The organism is Pedobacter terrestris (assembly GCF_052343045.1).
In the GTDB taxonomy this organism is placed as follows: domain Bacteria; phylum Bacteroidota; class Bacteroidia; order Sphingobacteriales; family Sphingobacteriaceae; genus Pedobacter.
The window spans coordinates 1,373,016-1,391,020 of sequence record NZ_CP180264.1; the positions used below are offsets into that span (position 1 = coordinate 1,373,016).

The 18,005-nt window shown below is 38.0% G+C and carries 12 protein-coding genes; 6 read left to right on the plus strand and 6 right to left on the minus strand.

Translation table 11 applies throughout. The features are described from left to right. Positions 1 to 539: 539 nt before the first annotated feature. Both ACJVDH_RS06030 and ACJVDH_RS06035 read left to right on the plus strand, forming a co-directional pair. Positions 540 to 3,011: a TonB-dependent siderophore receptor gene (locus ACJVDH_RS06030; protein WP_443946658.1), complete on the plus strand. Its 2,472-nt coding sequence runs from the start codon at positions 540 to 542 to the stop codon at positions 3,009 to 3,011. Next, positions 3,011 to 4,210 carry a PepSY-associated TM helix domain-containing protein gene (locus ACJVDH_RS06035; protein ID WP_443946659.1) on the plus strand — a complete coding sequence of 400 codons (1,200 nt, stop codon included), beginning with the start codon at positions 3,011 to 3,013 and terminating at the stop codon, positions 4,208 to 4,210. Before ACJVDH_RS06030 ends, ACJVDH_RS06035 begins: the two co-directional genes overlap by 1 nt. Before the next feature lie 160 nt (positions 4,211 to 4,370). On the opposite strand, the gene ACJVDH_RS06040 is transcribed toward ACJVDH_RS06035, so the two are convergent. Both ACJVDH_RS06040 and ACJVDH_RS06045 read right to left on the minus strand, forming a co-directional pair. Continuing rightward, positions 4,371 to 5,093, minus strand: coding sequence for a LytR/AlgR family response regulator transcription factor (locus ACJVDH_RS06040; RefSeq protein WP_443946660.1), 723 nt, complete (start codon positions 5,091 to 5,093; stop codon positions 4,371 to 4,373). Continuing rightward, entirely contained in the window at positions 5,086 to 6,129 is a 1,044-nt protein-coding gene (locus tag ACJVDH_RS06045; protein ID WP_443946661.1) for a sensor histidine kinase, read from the minus strand. Before ACJVDH_RS06045 ends, ACJVDH_RS06040 begins: the two co-directional genes overlap by 8 nt. Before the next feature lie 201 nt (positions 6,130 to 6,330). Here ACJVDH_RS06045 and ACJVDH_RS06050 point away from each other — a divergent pair, with 201 nt between their 5' ends. After that, positions 6,331 to 8,136: a S41 family peptidase gene (locus tag ACJVDH_RS06050; protein WP_443946662.1), complete on the plus strand. Its 1,806-nt coding sequence runs from the start codon at positions 6,331 to 6,333 to the stop codon at positions 8,134 to 8,136. Positions 8,137 to 9,048: 912 nt separating this feature from the next. Here ACJVDH_RS06050 and ACJVDH_RS06055 read toward each other — a convergent pair. Both ACJVDH_RS06055 and ACJVDH_RS06060 read right to left on the minus strand, forming a co-directional pair. Continuing rightward, a complete protein-coding gene (locus tag ACJVDH_RS06055) occupies positions 9,049 to 9,759 on the minus strand; it encodes a hypothetical protein (RefSeq protein WP_443946663.1) in 711 nt (236 codons plus the stop codon). Between the two features lie 767 nt (positions 9,760 to 10,526). After that, the gene (locus ACJVDH_RS06060; protein WP_443946664.1) at positions 10,527 to 11,117 is read right to left on the minus strand and encodes a Crp/Fnr family transcriptional regulator; all 591 of its coding nucleotides are present in this window, start codon (positions 11,115 to 11,117) and stop codon (positions 10,527 to 10,529) included. A 326-nt stretch (positions 11,118 to 11,443) separates the two neighbouring features. On the opposite strand from ACJVDH_RS06060, the gene ACJVDH_RS06065 reads away from it, so the two are divergent. The 3 genes from ACJVDH_RS06065 to ACJVDH_RS06075 all read left to right on the plus strand — a co-directional run bounded on the left by ACJVDH_RS06065 (position 11,444) and on the right by ACJVDH_RS06075 (position 15,616). Next, a complete protein-coding gene (locus tag ACJVDH_RS06065) occupies positions 11,444 to 13,786 on the plus strand; it encodes a mechanosensitive ion channel family protein (protein WP_443946665.1) in 2,343 nt (780 codons plus the stop codon). A gap of 55 nt (positions 13,787 to 13,841) precedes the next feature. Then, positions 13,842 to 14,345, plus strand: a complete 504-nt coding sequence (locus ACJVDH_RS06070) for a hypothetical protein (RefSeq protein ID WP_443946666.1) — start codon at positions 13,842 to 13,844, stop codon at positions 14,343 to 14,345. A gap of 449 nt (positions 14,346 to 14,794) precedes the next feature. Continuing rightward, a complete protein-coding gene (locus ACJVDH_RS06075) occupies positions 14,795 to 15,616 on the plus strand; it encodes a glycosyltransferase family 2 protein (RefSeq protein ID WP_443946667.1) in 822 nt (273 codons plus the stop codon). Here the strand turns inward: ACJVDH_RS06075 and ACJVDH_RS06080 are convergent. Continuing rightward, the gene (locus ACJVDH_RS06080) at positions 15,613 to 16,659 is read right to left on the minus strand and encodes a glycosyltransferase (RefSeq protein ID WP_443946668.1); all 1,047 of its coding nucleotides are present in this window, start codon (positions 16,657 to 16,659) and stop codon (positions 15,613 to 15,615) included. The genes ACJVDH_RS06075 and ACJVDH_RS06080 overlap by 4 nt on opposite strands. A gap of 1 nt (position 16,660) precedes the next feature. Then, positions 16,661 to 17,731 (minus strand): glycosyltransferase family 4 protein, encoded by a 1,071-nt coding sequence (locus ACJVDH_RS06085; protein WP_443946669.1) that lies wholly within the window; start codon positions 17,729 to 17,731, stop codon positions 16,661 to 16,663. Positions 17,732 to 18,005: the final 274 nt, after the last annotated feature.

Here is an 18,005-nt window from a genome sequence, read left to right on the forward strand (position 1 = left end):
CTATTCATTACCCCTTATGTAACCAATAGGTAAACAAGGGGTAAACAAAGGGTAATGTTGGTGTAAACCTGGTATCAACCAGGTCTAAGAATAAATACCCATTCTTTTGGATAAGAGTTGGATAAATTTCCTTTGGACTTGAGTACCCGCATTGCGCGTGCAGTCAAGAAATCCATCCCTTGTTCAATCCGGCAACTTCGGGACTGACTGTGTATCTGCATCCATCTTCTGTATGTCGTTGATGCGTTCCACGGTTTCCTTTTCGTAGAATGCGTTCTCGCCCTCTCCAATAAAAAAAATCACCGTTACCTCGAATGCCCTTGCCATCTTTGCCACCATCTCTATCGATAGCAGGTTCTCGTACTGCTATTTTATCCCTCAATAATTATACTGTTGCCAGTCTTTATAATCCATGCTGTACTGAATATGACTCTTATAATATTTATTTGGAATTAATACAAATAAGTTGTTTTAATTAAAAACTTGCTCTAGTTTTGCTGCTCTATTAAATTATTCTAAATAATCATTAACCCTATTGTATGAAAATAAGCTTTACTAAGTGGTCGATTTTGATCAATCTAATTGGATTTATTTGTCTCAGCGCTACCGCGCAGCAAAAAATTATGCTGCAGGGTACTGTAAAAGATATTCAAGGAAAAACCATTCCAGGCGCTACGATTAGTGCGGAAGGCACGAACGCAATAGCTTCTACTAATAATAAGGGCGCTTATAAAATTCAGGTCAATCCTGGAAAAATAGTATTACACGTTAATTTTGTTGGCTTTAAGGAAATGGTAAAAAGCCTGGAACTTAATGCTGGCGCCGTTCAGGAAAACTTCGTGCTGGAAGAATCAACTGACGCGCTTCAACAGGTAGAAATTACCGGGCGTAAAGAAAAGAGTTATAAAACTAAGGCTAGTTTTATTGGTAAGATCGAGAATGAATTAAAAGATATTCCACAATCCATATCTTACGCCAGTAAGGAATTGATCGCCGATCAAGGATTGATGCGTGTTGGGGAGGTGGTGAAAAATTTTAGTGGTGTTAACCAGTTTAGCTTTTATGATGATTTAACCATTAGAGGCTTTCGAGTGAATGGACAAAGCAACACCCAATTACTGAACGGCTTGAGAACAAGTACTGGATTTTGGAAACAATCACTGGCCAACTACTTAGAAAGGGTAGAGGTTTTAAAAGGTCCGTCATCTGCACTATTCGGAAACGCGAGTCCTGGTGGGGTAGTAAACAGAGTAACTAAGAAGCCATTAGATGAAACCCGCCGATCGGTAAGCATGACAATGGGTAGTTTCAATACTTTAAGAGGATTAGCTGATTTTACCGGGCCTGCAACAAAAGACAGTACCTTGTTATATCGACTAAACTTAGGTTATGAAAATGCCGAAACTTTTAGGGATTTAATGTTCGATAGAAATTTCGTTATCGCACCATCTTTAACTTTTGTTCCATCTGATAAAACAAGAATCAATTTTGATTTGGTTTATACCGATTCTAAAAGCCGGCTTGATCGTGGACAGCCAATATTCGGTAGCTTCGATTTGAATTCTACCCCGCAATCCTTATCATTAAATACTACAAACGATTATTTAAATGAGCTTACTTATAATGCTACAATTTCGGTGACCCATAAAATAGCGGATAACCTGAGTTTAAATGCCTCTTATTTGAAAACAGGTTACTCAGAAGATTTAAATGAACATCGAACATCGAATGCTTATGCACTAGATGGAAATGGCACAACCATTAACAATTTGGCAGGGATGAATGTTCAAATCAGAAAACGCAAGCGTTTTATTGATAATTTCTCTGGCTATATTAATTATACTCCAAAGACTGGTATTGTTGAGCATAAAATTGTTGCAGGTTACGATTTTGGAAGTGAAAAAACTCCTGTTGGAGGATCACAACTTACTGCTACTGGCTATCGTAATGCCGCTAACAACGGTTCCATTGCCAGCTATGTTCCGGCAAATAAGTCAAGATATTTGTTAGATGCTGCGGGAAATCCCGTACCGAATGTACCTCACTTTAACTTAAATGATCCACTTTCTTCGCAAAGAATGCAGGATGACAGCAAGCTTTTTTTCACTCCATCGGTAGTAGCACCAACTTATTATTATCTAAATTCCGGTTATGTACAGGATCAGCTTAAAATTGGCAGATTGCAAATTTTAGCCGGTATTCGTTATGAATACTACACTGATTTCGCTAACTACAAAACGCAAACGGAAGCAAAAGCAAATTCTCATGCCTGGTTACCACGCTTAGGGATGGTCTACAGCATCAATTCCAATATTAATTTTTATGGCAGTTATGTAGAAGGCTATAACCCACAAACCTCGTCAACTATTTCTAATCCTAATGCTGGTGGCCCGTTCGATCCATTGAAAAGTAATATGATCGAGTTTGGAACTAAAACAAGCTGGTTTAGAGATCAACTAAGTGTTAGCGCAGCAGTGTATCAAATCAAACAAACCGGAGCATTGTACGCAACGCCAGGCGTGGTAGATGTTTTAAGACAAATCGGCAATGAACAATCGCGCGGATTTGAGCTTGATGTGACAGGAAAAATTATGCCCAACTGGAATGTAATCGCTTCATATTCTTATAACAGCGCAAAAATACTAGAGAGTGGAACAATTGGGGAAATTGGTATCCAAAAACCAAATTCACCAAAAAATACTGCCAATCTTTGGACAAGGTACAATTTTATCAATGGTGCAGTGAAGGGCTTTGGTATTGCCCTTGGTATGAACTATATGGATAAACGTAATCTAATTTATGATGTGAGATTTTCACCGCAAGATCAGATCACTATTCCTTCGTTCACTTTATTTAATGCGGCATTATTCTATAATATAGGCAAGTTACAATTACAGTTAAATGCAAATAATATTGGCAATAAGAAACATTGGGTTGGTGGTTACGACTATCTTCGTTTGTTTCCAGGACAGCCAGAAAATTATATGTTAACAATTGGATATTCTTTCTAATGGCAAAAAGCAGATTTAAGAAAGTAGCAGGGTGGCTTCACCTGTGGATTGGTCTTGTAACCGGGCTTGTTGTACTTATTGTTTCGTTAACCGGATGCATTTATGTATTTGATGAAGAAATCTTTAATCAGCTGCACCATGATATGGTTTACGTTCAGAAAACCGGCCCTGCGAGGCCGGTTTCTGAATTACTAGTCAATGCGAAGGGAGCTGTAGGTAGAGGAAAAGAACTAAACAACGTTAAAATCAGCTCAGATGATAAAAGTTATGTGTTCTCAGGCTTTAAGGTTAATGAGAGGAAAAAAATCAATCTTTGGTATTTTAGTCAGTTTGAATACCTCGATCAGGTATACATAAATCAATATACCGGGCAGGTACTTGGCGTTATTGATGTTCGGTATGAATTTTTTAATGTTGTAGAGCAGCTTCACAGACAATTGTTATTGGTAAAACCAATTGGTAGTCCTTTTGTAGGCATATGCATTTTATTGTACTTAATTATGCTAATTACTGGCTTTATACTTTGGGTACCTAAGAATTACAAACAGTTTAAAAAGAGTATTGGTATAAAATGGAATGCAAAGTGGAAAAGAATAAATTACGACTTACATAACAGTTTAGGATTTTATGTTTTGCCTGTAGTCATTATTATTGCGATAACTGGCTTGGTTTGGTCGTTTAAATGGTGGGAAACAGGGATTTATCGTTTGCTGGGCGATAAGGAAAAGTCAGGATTTACGCGTAGCTTACCCCAAATTAATACCAGCGATTCTACACTGAATAAAATTGATTTGATCCATTATGATTTATTCAAACAATTAAAAGGAGATTGGGTAGAAATAGGCATGGGCATTCCAAATGAAAAAAATAAGTTATCCACATCATTTGTGCAGATTGAACACAATAAAGATGTTTGGCGTGGGGTTAGCTATTATTTTTATGATGGAAGAACCGGGACGCTGATAGATGCCTTACCTCACGAAAAGAAAACGCTTGGCATGAAGTGGCGAAATTCCAATCTTGAATTGCATACTGGCAGGTTATACGGACTTGGCACTCAATTTTTGGCCTTTTTGGGTGCTTTGATTAGTGCGTCTTTACCTATTTCAGGGTTTTTGATCTGGTGGGGTAAAAGGAATAAGAAACCCAAGAAAAAAACTTCCAATATGAATAAGAATGAACTCATCTCAATTAATTGATCCTAAGCCGGGAAAACCGGCATTTATATTTTGGCTTTTCAAAATTATATAAATTAAGCAGATGTTGTTGGTTTACGTATCTCGTACGGTTTAGGAACTTTTGTTGTATGTAATTCAAAAATATCGAGTTAATATACAGCTTCGGATGTATAATAAAATGCTAAGTATTCGCTATCGCTTTGTAAAATGCCTCGCGGTAAACGTCTCCCAACGCAATTGATTTATCGCAAATGCTTATCCGGTTTCTTTCGATACTGGTAATCTTGTTAATTGCAACAATAAAAGACTTATGGATTCGGATAAACTGACCGCCAGGTAACTGCTCTTCGGTTTTTTTCATGGTTTGCAGGCTTGTGATCTTTTCTTTGGATGTATAAATCATCACGTAGTTCTGCAAACTCTCAATATATAAAATATCAGCTATGTTAACCCTAACCAGTTTGTATTCGGTTTTTACGAAGATATGTGAGACTTCATTTTCCCTTCCGTGGATTATTGCGGTGTTTGGTTTGGCTATCTTCTCCAGTCCTTTCAATATCAGCTGGGCTTTTTCTATTGCTTTATAAAAACGTTCAAATGAAACGGGCTTTAATAAATAATCTACAGCGTCATTCTCAAAACCTTCCAGCGCATACTCAGCGTAAGCGGTCGTTAAAATAACCAGACATTTCCCCTTTACGATTTTCATGAACTGTAGACCACTGAGCTCGGGCATTTGTATGTCAAGGAAAACCAGATCTACTTCACCCTCACTTACCTTGTTTAAGGCATCTAAAGGGTTAATGGTCGTAAAAGTTAAACTCAGAAATGGAACTTTAGAAATATAATTTTCTAAAACATCAATGGCTAAGGGTTTGTCGTCTACAACAATGCATCTAATCATATAGGTCAATTTTTAAGTCAACAATAAAAGTATCACCTTTCCGGTCAATTAAGAGCTTATGGCGGTTCGGATAGATCAGTGCCAACCGCCTTTTAACATTAACCAGGCCTATTCCGCCTGTTCTGTCTTTCTTGACAACATTGATCTTATTGCTAAGATGCAAATGAAAAGCCTGCTTATCAATAGTGATTAAAATTTGAATGGGCTCTTCACTATTTTTAAAAATACCATGCTTAAATGCATTTTCTATAAAATTGATCAGAATAAGTGGAGCAATCTTCTGATGTTCTACTTTACCCACCACTTTGAAATTGATATATGAATTGCCTTTTTGTCCGATTTTTTGTAGATCCATTACCGTGTTCAGGTAATCTATTTCATTGATCAATGGTACATAGTGGTCATCACTTTCCCTTAACATATAGCGCAGCAGTTCGGAGAGCTTGAGCAGAGCTTCCGGTGCTTCTTTAGACTGCTGTTGGGAAAGCGAATAGATGTCGTTTATAGTGTTGAATAGATAATGTGGGTTTACCTGCGATTTTAAAAAGGCCAGTTCTGTTTTTAGTTGTTCCTTTTCTACAACTTCTTTTTCGGTACGGATGGTTCGCCAATCCATTAGGTAACTCAGCAATAGACCCAGAAATATATTCAGAAAATTAGAACCCAGAGTAACGATGAAAGCAAAAGAGAAGTCCAGATCCATGTCATAACTTTTCCAGCCTATTAAAGGATACACGATTTGTTCCATTAAATAATAGAGCGGGCTGAATAATATGATACTACCAACCAATGAAAGTATATAGTTAAGAATGGTTCCCTTTTTTAATACATATGGGATCAGTAAAAGGTAGTTTATGTAAAAGAATAACACTGAACAGGCAATTTGTAAAGCCTTAACCGGTAATACAATGGAGAGAAAGAGCCGCCAATCAAAATGCGTACCCAAAACTCCGGTACCTAGCGCTACCAGCAACACTTGCATCAGTACCAATATCCAATAACCAATATGCAGATAGAAAAATAGTCGTTTATTCATGCTTTAAAATTATGTTAATTTAAAATTCGCAGGAAAATAAATACACTAAACGGTCAATTATACTGATAAGTTAGGTTAAAGCATAGATGAGATTGATTTGATGCATAATTCCTACTTGTCAACAAAAAATTGGCGTTGGTCAATCGCTTTTTATTCTGAAACGCCTTTCATGCACATTTGAAGAGTTAAAAGGAAAAAACAATGAAAACTATTAGAAACTACACCTTACTTGTTTCCTTACTGTTCACCATCATTGATGTGAAGACACAAGCGCAAAATATAAAGACCCAAAATGAGAATATAAAGCAATTTATCCAGATATGGGGGATGGTTAAATACAAATCTCAAAAAAGCATAACGGGTAAGTTTGATGCAGATAATGTGTTCTTAGCAATGATTGATTCTGTTAAAATTGCTGATGATAAGCAATTCAATCAGTTGATGTCAGCGATGATAGGCCCGGTTGAATCTACGCTCACGGCGCAGCTACAAGGATACGACTGCTATAAATCTAACAACATTCAGTACCTGTTAAAAAATGTTGACTACCACTGGATAAAAGACAAGAGGTATACTTCTGTTTTGAGACGACAATTGACACTTCTGTCTAACCAGGTCAATCTGAGCCGCCAACATCAGTATATTCCTTCGCTGTGGTATGAAAATGATCTTCCAAATGAGGCTCCTTATCCTGATTATGTTTTCAATGATGAGAAAATGAATTTGCTTGCCTTGGCAAAGGCCTGGAATGCTATAGAATATCTTTTCCCTTATAAATATGTAATGGATAAGGATTGGAAAGGGTTTCTGAAGGTAATGGTGCCTGTTTTCAGGACGATTAATGACAAAACCGGATACGAGAAAAGTATCCTGATGTTGGCCGTAGCCATCAATGATACCCATGCAGGAGAATTGATGGAGGTTGGTAATTTAAAGATGATCAACGATATTTTTAAGGTCAGATATTATCCGCCTTTTGATTACAAGGCGGAGGCAAAGGGCATCGTAATCAAAAAATTCTTAACTGATTCTTTGGCCGAAAAAAGCACTTTGAAAGTAGGTGATGAGATTATTTCCATAAACGGAATAAAAACGGAAAGGTGGCTGAAAGATAGAGGTGCGTTGCTTCCGGCATCTAATGAGGCTGTAATGTACAGAGAATTGAGTACCTCCAATAACGACAGGGGTGATACATTTGCCTTTAGTAATTTGCCAAGTGAAGTTGTCAATTTAAAGGTGAGGAGAGATGGAGCCAACGTAAACCTTAAACTGGTTTTGTTAGATCGCCGCAACAAACTAAATAGCAAAATTATTGAGGAAAATATCCTTCAAAAAAGAGTGGAAGAGAGAAGCATAAAAGGCAGAGAGGATATTGCTGAAGATATTGTCATATTCCGGGCGGGCAATTTTTTTGATAAAGACCTGCCGAAAGAGACAGACCTCAGCAGATATTCAGCTGAACTGAAAAATAAAAAGGCAATTATTTTTGATATGAGAAAATATCCTCAGTCACCGGGTTTGTTTGGTTACTATTTACCCTTGGTATTGGGTAAGGCTCCATTTGCTTTTGCCCGTTATTATGCTGCAGATTTGCAAAATCCTGGCGCTTTTGTACATAAAGAAGGTATTGAAAACTATATGTATGTTGCTAAGGATGGCACAAAACCATTGGGTGATTTGTATCCAGGGAAAATAGTAATTCTGACCGATGAAAATACTCAAAGCATGGGCGAATGGTTTTCTATGATGTTACGTCAATTCAGTGCCAATACCACAGTAATAGGAAGTCAAACAGCAGGCGCTGATGGTGATGTTAAAAGATTAATCCTACCCGGAGGGTATCGTTTTAGCTTCACCGGCAATGGCATTTTTTATCCGGATGGTCGAGAAACTCAGCGTATTGGCATTAAACCGGATATCTATTTTAAAGCCTCGGCCAAAGATTGGAGTGGAGTAGTAGATGCACATCTCCAAAGAGCATTAAAATTTATTAATGAAGGAGTTTGAAGTGTTGTATCATTAAAGTTAATAGATCACAAACATGATCAGGGATTTAACTATATTCTGAAAAAGACTCAAAACACATTAAATCGGCTAAATGTAATTTATCTTGCTAAGCGGTTAACATAAGTTAGAGCGGAATTAGGAAGTCCATTGCAGACAAACCGGCGGAAAGAGAACGGATTTATTTCATCATTATGATTTTATAGACATCATACTCTGGAAAACGGCTTGATGAACCAGGTTCTCTTTACCGAATACTTCGCCCCTAAAATATCGGAATGCTGGATTAATCAAGACACATCCCAAACAATTTCGATCTTTAACCTGTTTACGAAGCATGGTATTTAAAGCAGCAATAATTATAGGTGCGACAATCGCGGTTATTACATTTGTAGGATATAGGGTAGTGGTTGATCAACATACTCAGCGATAAAAACAAGAAGATCATGATATAATTAATATTGGTCGTTGTTGAATTTTATGGTATGTTAAATATTGACTGAATGCTCTGTTTTCTTCGGGTTCCTCAACACCTATCATTAGTGCCGCCGCAGCTAAATGCTTTGGAAGCGGTTAATCCTTACAGGAACAAGAGACCTGCTAACCTCATTTTGAATTGAATTATTAAGATGTCTAGTTCTGATCGGCAAATTCAATATTACTTGGCTAAGTATTTATAAATAAAAGTATCAAACTACTTGATCTTCAGTAATAAAAATAAAAACTACACCAAATGTTTTGCTCGTGGAACTGACTTGTCCATTCTGGAATTACTTATTTCTATCGATTAGGAGCCATTTCACCATGTAAATTATCCAATGAGTAAATTCCGTATATACCTGATCGCTCGCTTCGGCCAAGTACATCATTAAGATGCTGACTTCCGAAACTCATCCCATTGAAGCTGATTTTCAATTATTTCACATATTTTTTCAAGATAGGATCTTGATCAGGATTATGGTAACCAATAATAATCTTATCCTTAAATGCTTTTTTTGAGATGATAACAAGCTGATTGTCGACCATATTACCGGATGGTATAAGAGTTAGTTGATAAATTATTTCACCTCTATTCCAGATAAAATTTTCAGGATAGCTAAGGTAATATTCGTCGAGTAGATCATCCTTAGTTTTTTTGGTTTCTTTAGGTAGCTTTTCCAGCAATAACTGTTGCGATTTATCGTTCGCATCATAATGGTTGTCTTTACTGCTAATAATTTCCGAAGGACTGCCGAGTTTTTTTTTCAGGATATCCAGCAGCTGAAAACTGTCTTCGTTTTTTAACTGAAGCCTCATAAATGCGATTTTATCCTGATAGACGCTCATAGTTGCGCCCGTGTTTTCCTTTATCGCTAGCCCTGCGAAGTTAATCCTGCCTAAGCTCTTTTGTCCAATGAAAAGGTAGTTGATCACCCTTTCCCCATTATCAATAAGTTTAAAATCTGCCTTCTCTCCATGAATCACTGCCTCATAGTGGCCTTTTTGTTCTTCTTTTCTGGAGGGGTCAAGATTATTCAGATAGGCTGCGCCGTCATTGGAAAAATCAACGGTTGATAAGTCCTGGGAGTTAGAGGAACAGCTCATGAGCAGCAATAGATTGAGTGCAATTAAGATTTTGGTTTTCATGTGGGATGTAGTTTTTTAAATATATCATAATTTATTTAGACAGCCCATAGGGAATTAGCATCGGTTTTCAACAATGGCGCAAAATCTATCTTCTTCTGAAAACATTAATGTGCTCAAATCAAATAAAAATAATAAAGGACGTATAAACCTTCAATGGCAATGCCAAATTCTTTTAATGAATCATTGTGTTTAATTTACAAAACGGTTATATCGATAGCTATTGGCTCGTTTCCAATGTACATAAATGAAACTTATGATAGAAGTATACATTTTTATGTAGAAATTTAATTCAAAAACATTATTCAGTCACTGTTTTCTGATAAAGTTCATCATCGTTTATGAAACTCCCCGAAATGTAATAAAATACCAGACGGATCGTGTACGAAGCACTCTCTGCCCCAATCATTTTGTACTATTTTACTCAACCTGGTTCCTGGAAATTTATCTGTAAAGTTTAAATTATTTAGATGATGATAACTCTGTTCCAAATCCTCTACCTCGAAAAATAACATCGTGTTATCCAGCCATTCCTTTACAAAAGCATCCTGCAGATAAAATCCTATGTTACCATTTTGAAAAAGAGACAATTTTAAATCTAAAGATATTTCGGAAAAACCCAGGTATAGGTAAAAATCCCTGGAAACGTCGAAATCTTTTGCTCCGACAAACGGACGTATTGCGCTTATTTTAGTCGTCATAATAAAATTTTATTAACAAAGGTAGTTAGGACTGTTGAAAATGCAACTTGATTCCAATCAAGTAATAACCTATCGACGAATGATTTTTTCCCGAACCCTGCTTAATGTTTCAGGCGTTATTTTTAAATATGAAGCGATTATTTTTAATGGAAATACCTGAATCAATTGTGGTCTGGTATTCAAAATAGATTGATATTTCTCTAGTGGAGTGTAAGAGTTGTCAAAAAACGCTACTCTTGAGAGGCTTTTTTCAAAGACTCTGTTGAGTTGAAGGAATGATGTTGATTTACTAATTAACTCATGTATAGATTCAATACTCAGTTCGAGTAGTACTCCGTCTGTATAAGCAGAAATTGTATAACTAGAGGGCTGCCGGCCTACGAAGCTGGATTGGTTTACTATCCATTCGTTTTCCAGATGAAGATCTATTATAGTCGGATTGAAATCATCGTGCGGATCACTTTGCAACAGTGAACCGCGCAAACAGAAGTATATTTTTGAGCAAACCTCACCTTTTTGAAGCAGGATCTCATTTTTAATGACATTTCGTATAGTCGTTTTCTGCTCGAATAGTGTCTTTTCCCACGGCGAAAAAACACCAATAGAATTTAAGGCTTTATTATACATCTCGCAAATAAAAGCATAAATAATGCGTATCAAAGGATTACACCTTAAATTATAATTCTCAAAATGAGCAGCACAGTTTTTTACTGTAAAAAGAAAGCACGGCACGGATGGGCCAATTGATTCAGAACTATTTACCAACCAGGGAGTAGTCACTGTGCGTAAAATTATGTTCGGGCTTAAAGAATTCTTTAAAACCCAAATATTCCAAACTGAGCGTTTGGTAAACTTTGTATGGATAATAGTTGTTGAACATTATTCAGACCTCTGAGAAAATAAAAATATAACGAAGTTCTGATTTCGTTTATGTGTGTTTATGGATATGGTCTGATTTAAGATATGAACTTATTTATCATTCACCTATGCGCCAATTTATCCCCAACAATAATCTCCTTAGCCTTATTTTCTTTTTTGTTCTATTTTTCGCATTAACCTCACGAGCGCAGGATTCCCTAAAAAATCAAGTCGATTCCGTTCAGGTTATTCCTGATACTTTACTTTTTCGAATTCAAACCGCCCAGGCTGCTATTACCGAAATTAATGCTGCCAATAAAAAAGGTTATAACGCTGCAGAGATACAAGAACGCTTAAATACACTCAAATCCAGCATTGCTTCTGTAAAAAGGGATTTAGATACTGGCAAAGATAATACTGAGAACAGAAGCTTACTTAGCTATAAACTCATCCTCAAAGATATTTTAACGGAACTCACTTCAGTATCTTCGAGATTAATGAAATACACATCTGAGCTTCAGAGAATGTCTCAAAAAGTTGTAGACTTGAGTGCTGATTCACTTCTGCAAACAGCCGACGGAAATTCACAAAAATCTCTGTACAAGCCTCAGTTGGATCAGATAAAAATTCGCTTACAGAATGCTGGGGAAGTTACGGGCAAAAACTTGTCTTTGGTAAGTGCGCTTCTTGCCGACAATTCTGCGATGACTATTGCGGTCAATGACCTTCAGGTTAGACTCGATGAACAACTGGATCGTTCTGGAAAAATTGCAGCCAACAAGGAGGTGCCATATCTTTGGGCGGCTCCCTGGAGGTTATTCGATCTGAAACAAATCGGGAACAGATTATCAGATACGTTTGTTGGTCAGACAGAAATTATGCTATATTATCTTGGTTCATCTCTGGATATGACCATTCTTGTTTTACTTGTCATATTGGCTTTTTTCATCTGGGTTCACCGCAATTTTAGAACCGCCCAGCGTTTGTCTGTGAAACGGAAAATAGGGGAGATGAAATTCGATTATTTGCGCGCCTTTCCTTTTATGGCCAGCACCATCGTGCTGTTAAGCATCTTTCCTGCCTTCTTATCAGATGCCCCGTCAATTTATATTGAACTGATTCAATTGTTGCAAGTTGTATTGATCACTATACATTTAAGGAAAATATTGTCCAGAGAGGCTTTGCACTTGTGGTTAACGCTCCTTGCAGGCTTTTTTATCCTCGTGTTTTCATCTGGACTAATCAGTCAGGGCTTATTACCACGACTATTTTTACTGGGTATTCACTTATTTTTCCTCATTTTAGGCATAAGGATATACCGGAAAGTTAAAATTCAGCAATTCCCAAAAAGGTTTTTTAAATTGGTGATCAGCTTATTGGTGTTGCTTAATGCGGTTGCAATACTCTTAAATATATTTGGGAGAATCAGTCTTGCAAAGACATTTGGAATGGCAGGGATCATTAGCCTCACGCAAATTATCGGGCTTGCTGTATTTGTTCAGATTATCCTTGATGCATTTGAATTGCAAATCAAAATCAGTTCCTGCAATAAAGGCCTGTTTTCCCGTATCAATCCCCAGGCTTTAAAATCAAAACTGAAAAAACTATTGACCTACCTCTGCTTTTTACTTTGGGTAATGGTGTTATTTATCAATTTGAGTGTAACCGCAGGAGTAAGTGATCTGCTCAATGCAATACTTTCAAAACAACGTAATTTCGGAAGCATTCATTTCTCGCTTGGAAACGTGCTGTTTTTTGTGGCCATCATTTACGTTTCTAATAAACTGCAAAAGCACGTGCCGGTTTTTTTCGGAGAGCAAAGGGTTAGTTTCGATGGAGCCAGCGATCATAAAGGTTCAAAAGTAGCGCTTTTCAGATTAATTATCATTGTCATTGGCTTACTGCTTGCATTTACCGCGTCAGGACTACCCATGGACAAGTTGACCGTTGTTTTGGGGGCACTGGGTGTTGGTATTGGTCTGGGAATGCAAAATATAGTGAACAATTTCGTTTCGGGAATAATTCTGATTTTTGAAAAACCTTTCAGGATTGGTGATTATGTAGAATTGGCAGATAAAAAAGGCAAGGTTCAGGATATTGGGATCCGCTCCAGTAAATTACTGACTCCTCAGGGCTCAGAGGTTATCATCCCAAATGGTGATCTCCTTTCCGGAAGACTCGTCAACTGGACTTTAAGCAATGATTACTTGAAATCTGAACTGTTGATTAAAACGAGTTCTGCTACGGATATTGATCAGCTTCAGAAAATAATTATGGACACGATTAAAGGCTCTGAACATGTGGTCACAAATTTGCAACCTGAAATATTGGTCAATAATATTGGTGCAGACAGTGTGGAATTAAAGATATTGGTTTGGATCAATAATATTTATGTAGAGGCAGCCTTTAAAAGTGACGTGCTGCTTCGTTTGATGAAATCTTTTAATCAAAATGAAATTAAATTGATTTAATGCTCTAGCAAATTGACACGACTAGCCTTCGGCTTAACCGAAAAAATACATTATAATGATGTATGCTTCGTCATACAGATTGGCTAAAAAGTGTACATTTGACACCATGTCTATCCCCGGTCATTTATTTGCGCTGTTCATACTCGTGGTATGTTCGGCAGTTAGTACCTGTGCTCAATCTGTAGGGTGTTATGTTACTCTTGGCGTTTCTTCTCCGCAGATGTTTTATCAAAAGGAAACAGGTTCAACAGGAACACCTACACGTTTTTTTAGCAATGTTAGCTACAACACTACATGTCCAACTGGAGCATCGACCTCTACGCAATATGCTGCTTTTCTAGGCAATACGACTTCGCCCGGAACCGTATGCTGGGCGCAAAGAAAAGCAGGGGCAGCAACGGCTCCAAATCCCAACCCGAATAATGCCGGTGAGTATAATCTTAATGGCTTTTTAGCCAGTTACAGTATCAGGCAATGTCCTATTGATGATTATATTCCATTGATTGCAGTCGTTTTAGCCGGAATTGGATGCATTAGTTTCCGAAGGAAATTAACATAGAAGAGTACGTTGAAAATTTTGAAACATCACGATTGCTTTTTTAGTGTTTGATTAATAATTATTTTTCAATCCTGTCTACTTCTACTTAAATTTCTATCGGTTGGTGGTCAATCGTATTTACTCATTTTTGAGAAAATACTTTTTAAGTTTGGTGGTTAGCATTTCCAAGATAGGTTAATGATTTACTTAGCGCTTATAAAAATTTTCCTAAAATCCCTTCAACAAAATACGGTTTAGTACGCTCTCCGTTGAGAAAAAAAAGAAAGTCATCGATGCTTTATTTGTTTATAAGAAGCTGTAATGCTAAAGCCTTACAATAAAATTTGCGGTCAGCATGGCCTGAAATAACTAAAGAACTTCTTGCTGATTGGTGTAGGGTTGTGCAGAATTTTCAACTCAATGGTCATTTTGCCCAAAACTTTTTAGGTGCCAGGAAGGTTGGTTGTAATATGAATATTTCAGTGGTTACCATCGTTAAAAACCGGCGTGCTGCGCTTCTTAATATGATCAGGGGGCTTGAGCGTTGCACAACAAAACCTGCACAGCTTATTGTCATCCATATGAACGAAGTACCATATTCTCTTCCTACTACAACTTTTCCTGTTCATGCACATGTATTGCATAGTGGGCACAAGCTGCCCTTAGCAGCTGCGCGTAATTTGGCCATAAAATCAGCGCGTTTTGAACAGGTGATATTTCTTGATGCAGATTGTATTCCGGCGATAGATTTTCTTTGCGTCTATCGCAAAGCTTTCAACCAGGATGACCTACTGTTTTCAGGTAAAGTACGTTACCTTTCTGCTCATGCGATGGAAAAAATCGACGTTTTTGAAAAAATGGTGGAATATAGTATGCCAGATCCGGTAAGGGAGGGGATTGATCAATACCCATATGCGCTTTTCTGGTCAATCAATTTTGCGTGCAGTAAAACTGTTTTTAACCGGATTGGTGGATTTGATGAATTTTTTACGGGGTATGGTGCAGAAGACACCGATTTTGCATTTTCTGCAAGATCATCCGGTGTTGAGATGAAGACCGTTAATGCTATGGCTTTTCACCAATACCATCCAAGTTATGATCCACCAATTAACCATTTGATAGACATCATCAGTAATGCAAAAACATTCCGCGAAAAGTGGGGGATGTGGCCAATGGAGGGATGGCTCAAAAAATTTCAACAAAGGGGTATGATTAGTTGGACGAGGCTGCACCTGGAACTCCTTCGCATGCCATCAGAACAGGAAATTCAGCAGGCATTGAAAGCTACTTAATCCGCTGAAAACAGTTTTCTATGGCTATTTATAAGGTAGTTTGCTGCTCTTTGCGCTGCGTCGCTGCGCATAAATCCGTTCCAATCGGGGCGGGTGGTCAGTAATTTCTCTAATATTTCCTCCCAGTCGAATTCTGCGATCTGAGAAGCACGAATATGTACAGCCAGTGACATCGCTTCAATAATTTGTGCCTTATGAAATTGTTCATTAAAGGGGCGTTCCTCGGAAATGGCAATGAAACGTTTATCCAATGATGCACATTCCATCACAGTATTATGCCCGGCATTGCCAATAACAATGCAACAGCGGTTTAATAAAGGACTAGGGTCATTTATTCTCCCATGAAAATGTAGGTTGGAGGGGTTAATTTTTATATCAATATCTCCAATCACGTGGAAAGTCCAGGACGGGCATTGGACGGAAAGTTTTTTTAAGAAACTTTGATTGATACTGGTACCACCGCTACCGATGAGGACCGCTACTTGCCGCTGATCGGGATTACTGGAATCCTTACGGAGATTAAATCGGCTAAAGCCGCCAGTATAAAAGGTTTTTTTTTCGATCCATTCAGGACCTGGCCCTGCCATGCGTTCGTGATATGGAGCAAGTAGGCCAACTGTATTTCGATAACAAATTCGGTGGGGCATATCATTGCGTTCCCCATGCTGCCTGACTACAATTGTTGCCACGCCGCAGAGTCGGGCAAGCATTGCAATCTCAACTGAAACATCCACGACGAGCAATATCTCCTTACGGCTCGCAAAAAAGTTGGTGATTAGAGCCACTCTTTTTAATTGCCCGGAAATATTTAGCGGTGCATAATGAAGACCTTCTAAACCGGGATTGGGAATATCTTTATCCGCTTCTGTAGGGGTATCGATAGGCAGCTCAATAACCTGGATCCAATCTGGTATTTGTGATTTGTATTTATGTAATCCACTTCCTAAAAAAGTGACCTGGCAGCCTTTAAGACCGGTAGCAATGGCCAGGGATCTCATGAAGTGGCCTGCGCCATGGTGATGAACGTAAAAGGCAATCTCCATATCAGGCTAAGCAACTTACCGAGTCGCATAACAGCGCTTCATAAGCATCGATCATGCGTTCAATATCCAGGCTTTCTTCCGCATGGCGGCGGCATTCGGCACGGCTCATCTTCACTGCACCGGCAATACACGCAGCAAGTTCCGCCGGGTCATTGCTGTTTGTCAGGCAACCTGTTCCATTAGTGACCAGATAGGGTAGTGCCCCACGGGAAAGCCCAGCAACTGGCGTACCACAGGCGAGGCTTTCTGCCACGACCAACCCAAATGGTTCTTCCCAGCAAGGAGTGATTACTGAACAACGTGCATTTCCAATCTGATGATTCAATTCATCGTGACTACAATTGCCCAAAAGCTCTACATCAGAATTCAGAAGGGGTTTTACATAGGTTTCATAGTAATTAAAATCCGCTATACTTCCTGCAAGTTTGATCGGATATCCTGCAAGTCTAGCTGCCTGGATAGCCAGATGTGTACCTTTGTCCGGATGTATTCTTCCGAACCAAATAACGTAATTACCATCTGGTTTATCATAGTATTGCCAATCCTCCATATCGACACCATTGCTTATGACCTCGCAGGTATTTAAAAACGGCTCCCAAGCTAAAGCATTGGGCTTAGATACACTGACATATCTAATTTTTCCCGTTTTTCGTTCTTGTGACATTGCCCTTTTCATCTCGAAAATGGGTGGCGTGTGCAAAACCGTGACCATTGGGGTACGGGTGACTGTAGACATCGTCACAGGGACATAATTTAAACTGTTGTTAAAAATAACATCATGTTTAGAACTATCAATGTCTTGCATCAGTTCAAGATACGCATGGTGTGTAGAGATAAAATCTTCGCACATTTCGTGAGAACGAAATCGGCTAAAAGTTTCGCGGTCGTAATCTACATCACTTAAAATAACCTTTACATTCAAGTCTGGATCAGACAATTCGCTCGCATATAATGTAACCTGGTGACCTCTTTTGATAAGTCGTTTAGTTACTTCGTAAGTAAATGCTTCCAGCCCTCCCATGTATGGCTTTCTAATGGGATGTTTTAAGTGCGCAATAATTCCTATGTTCATATAATTCAATAATCATAAGAACTGTATTATTTACAATATAGTTTTTAATGAATCGAAGTATTTCTTCCATTATTTTATAGGTTGATGATGATGGTTATAGCTTACATCCGCTTGATTTAAGTTAAAATACTATTGGATTCATAACTAGTTTTCGGTAAAATCATCTAAGATCAAAATTGTTTTCTGACGTGTAAATCGAAATTTTCGCTCAAACATTTTATGCAAATTCTGGAAAAACAGCTTAGCTGTGCAACCATACACGTTAAAATTGCAT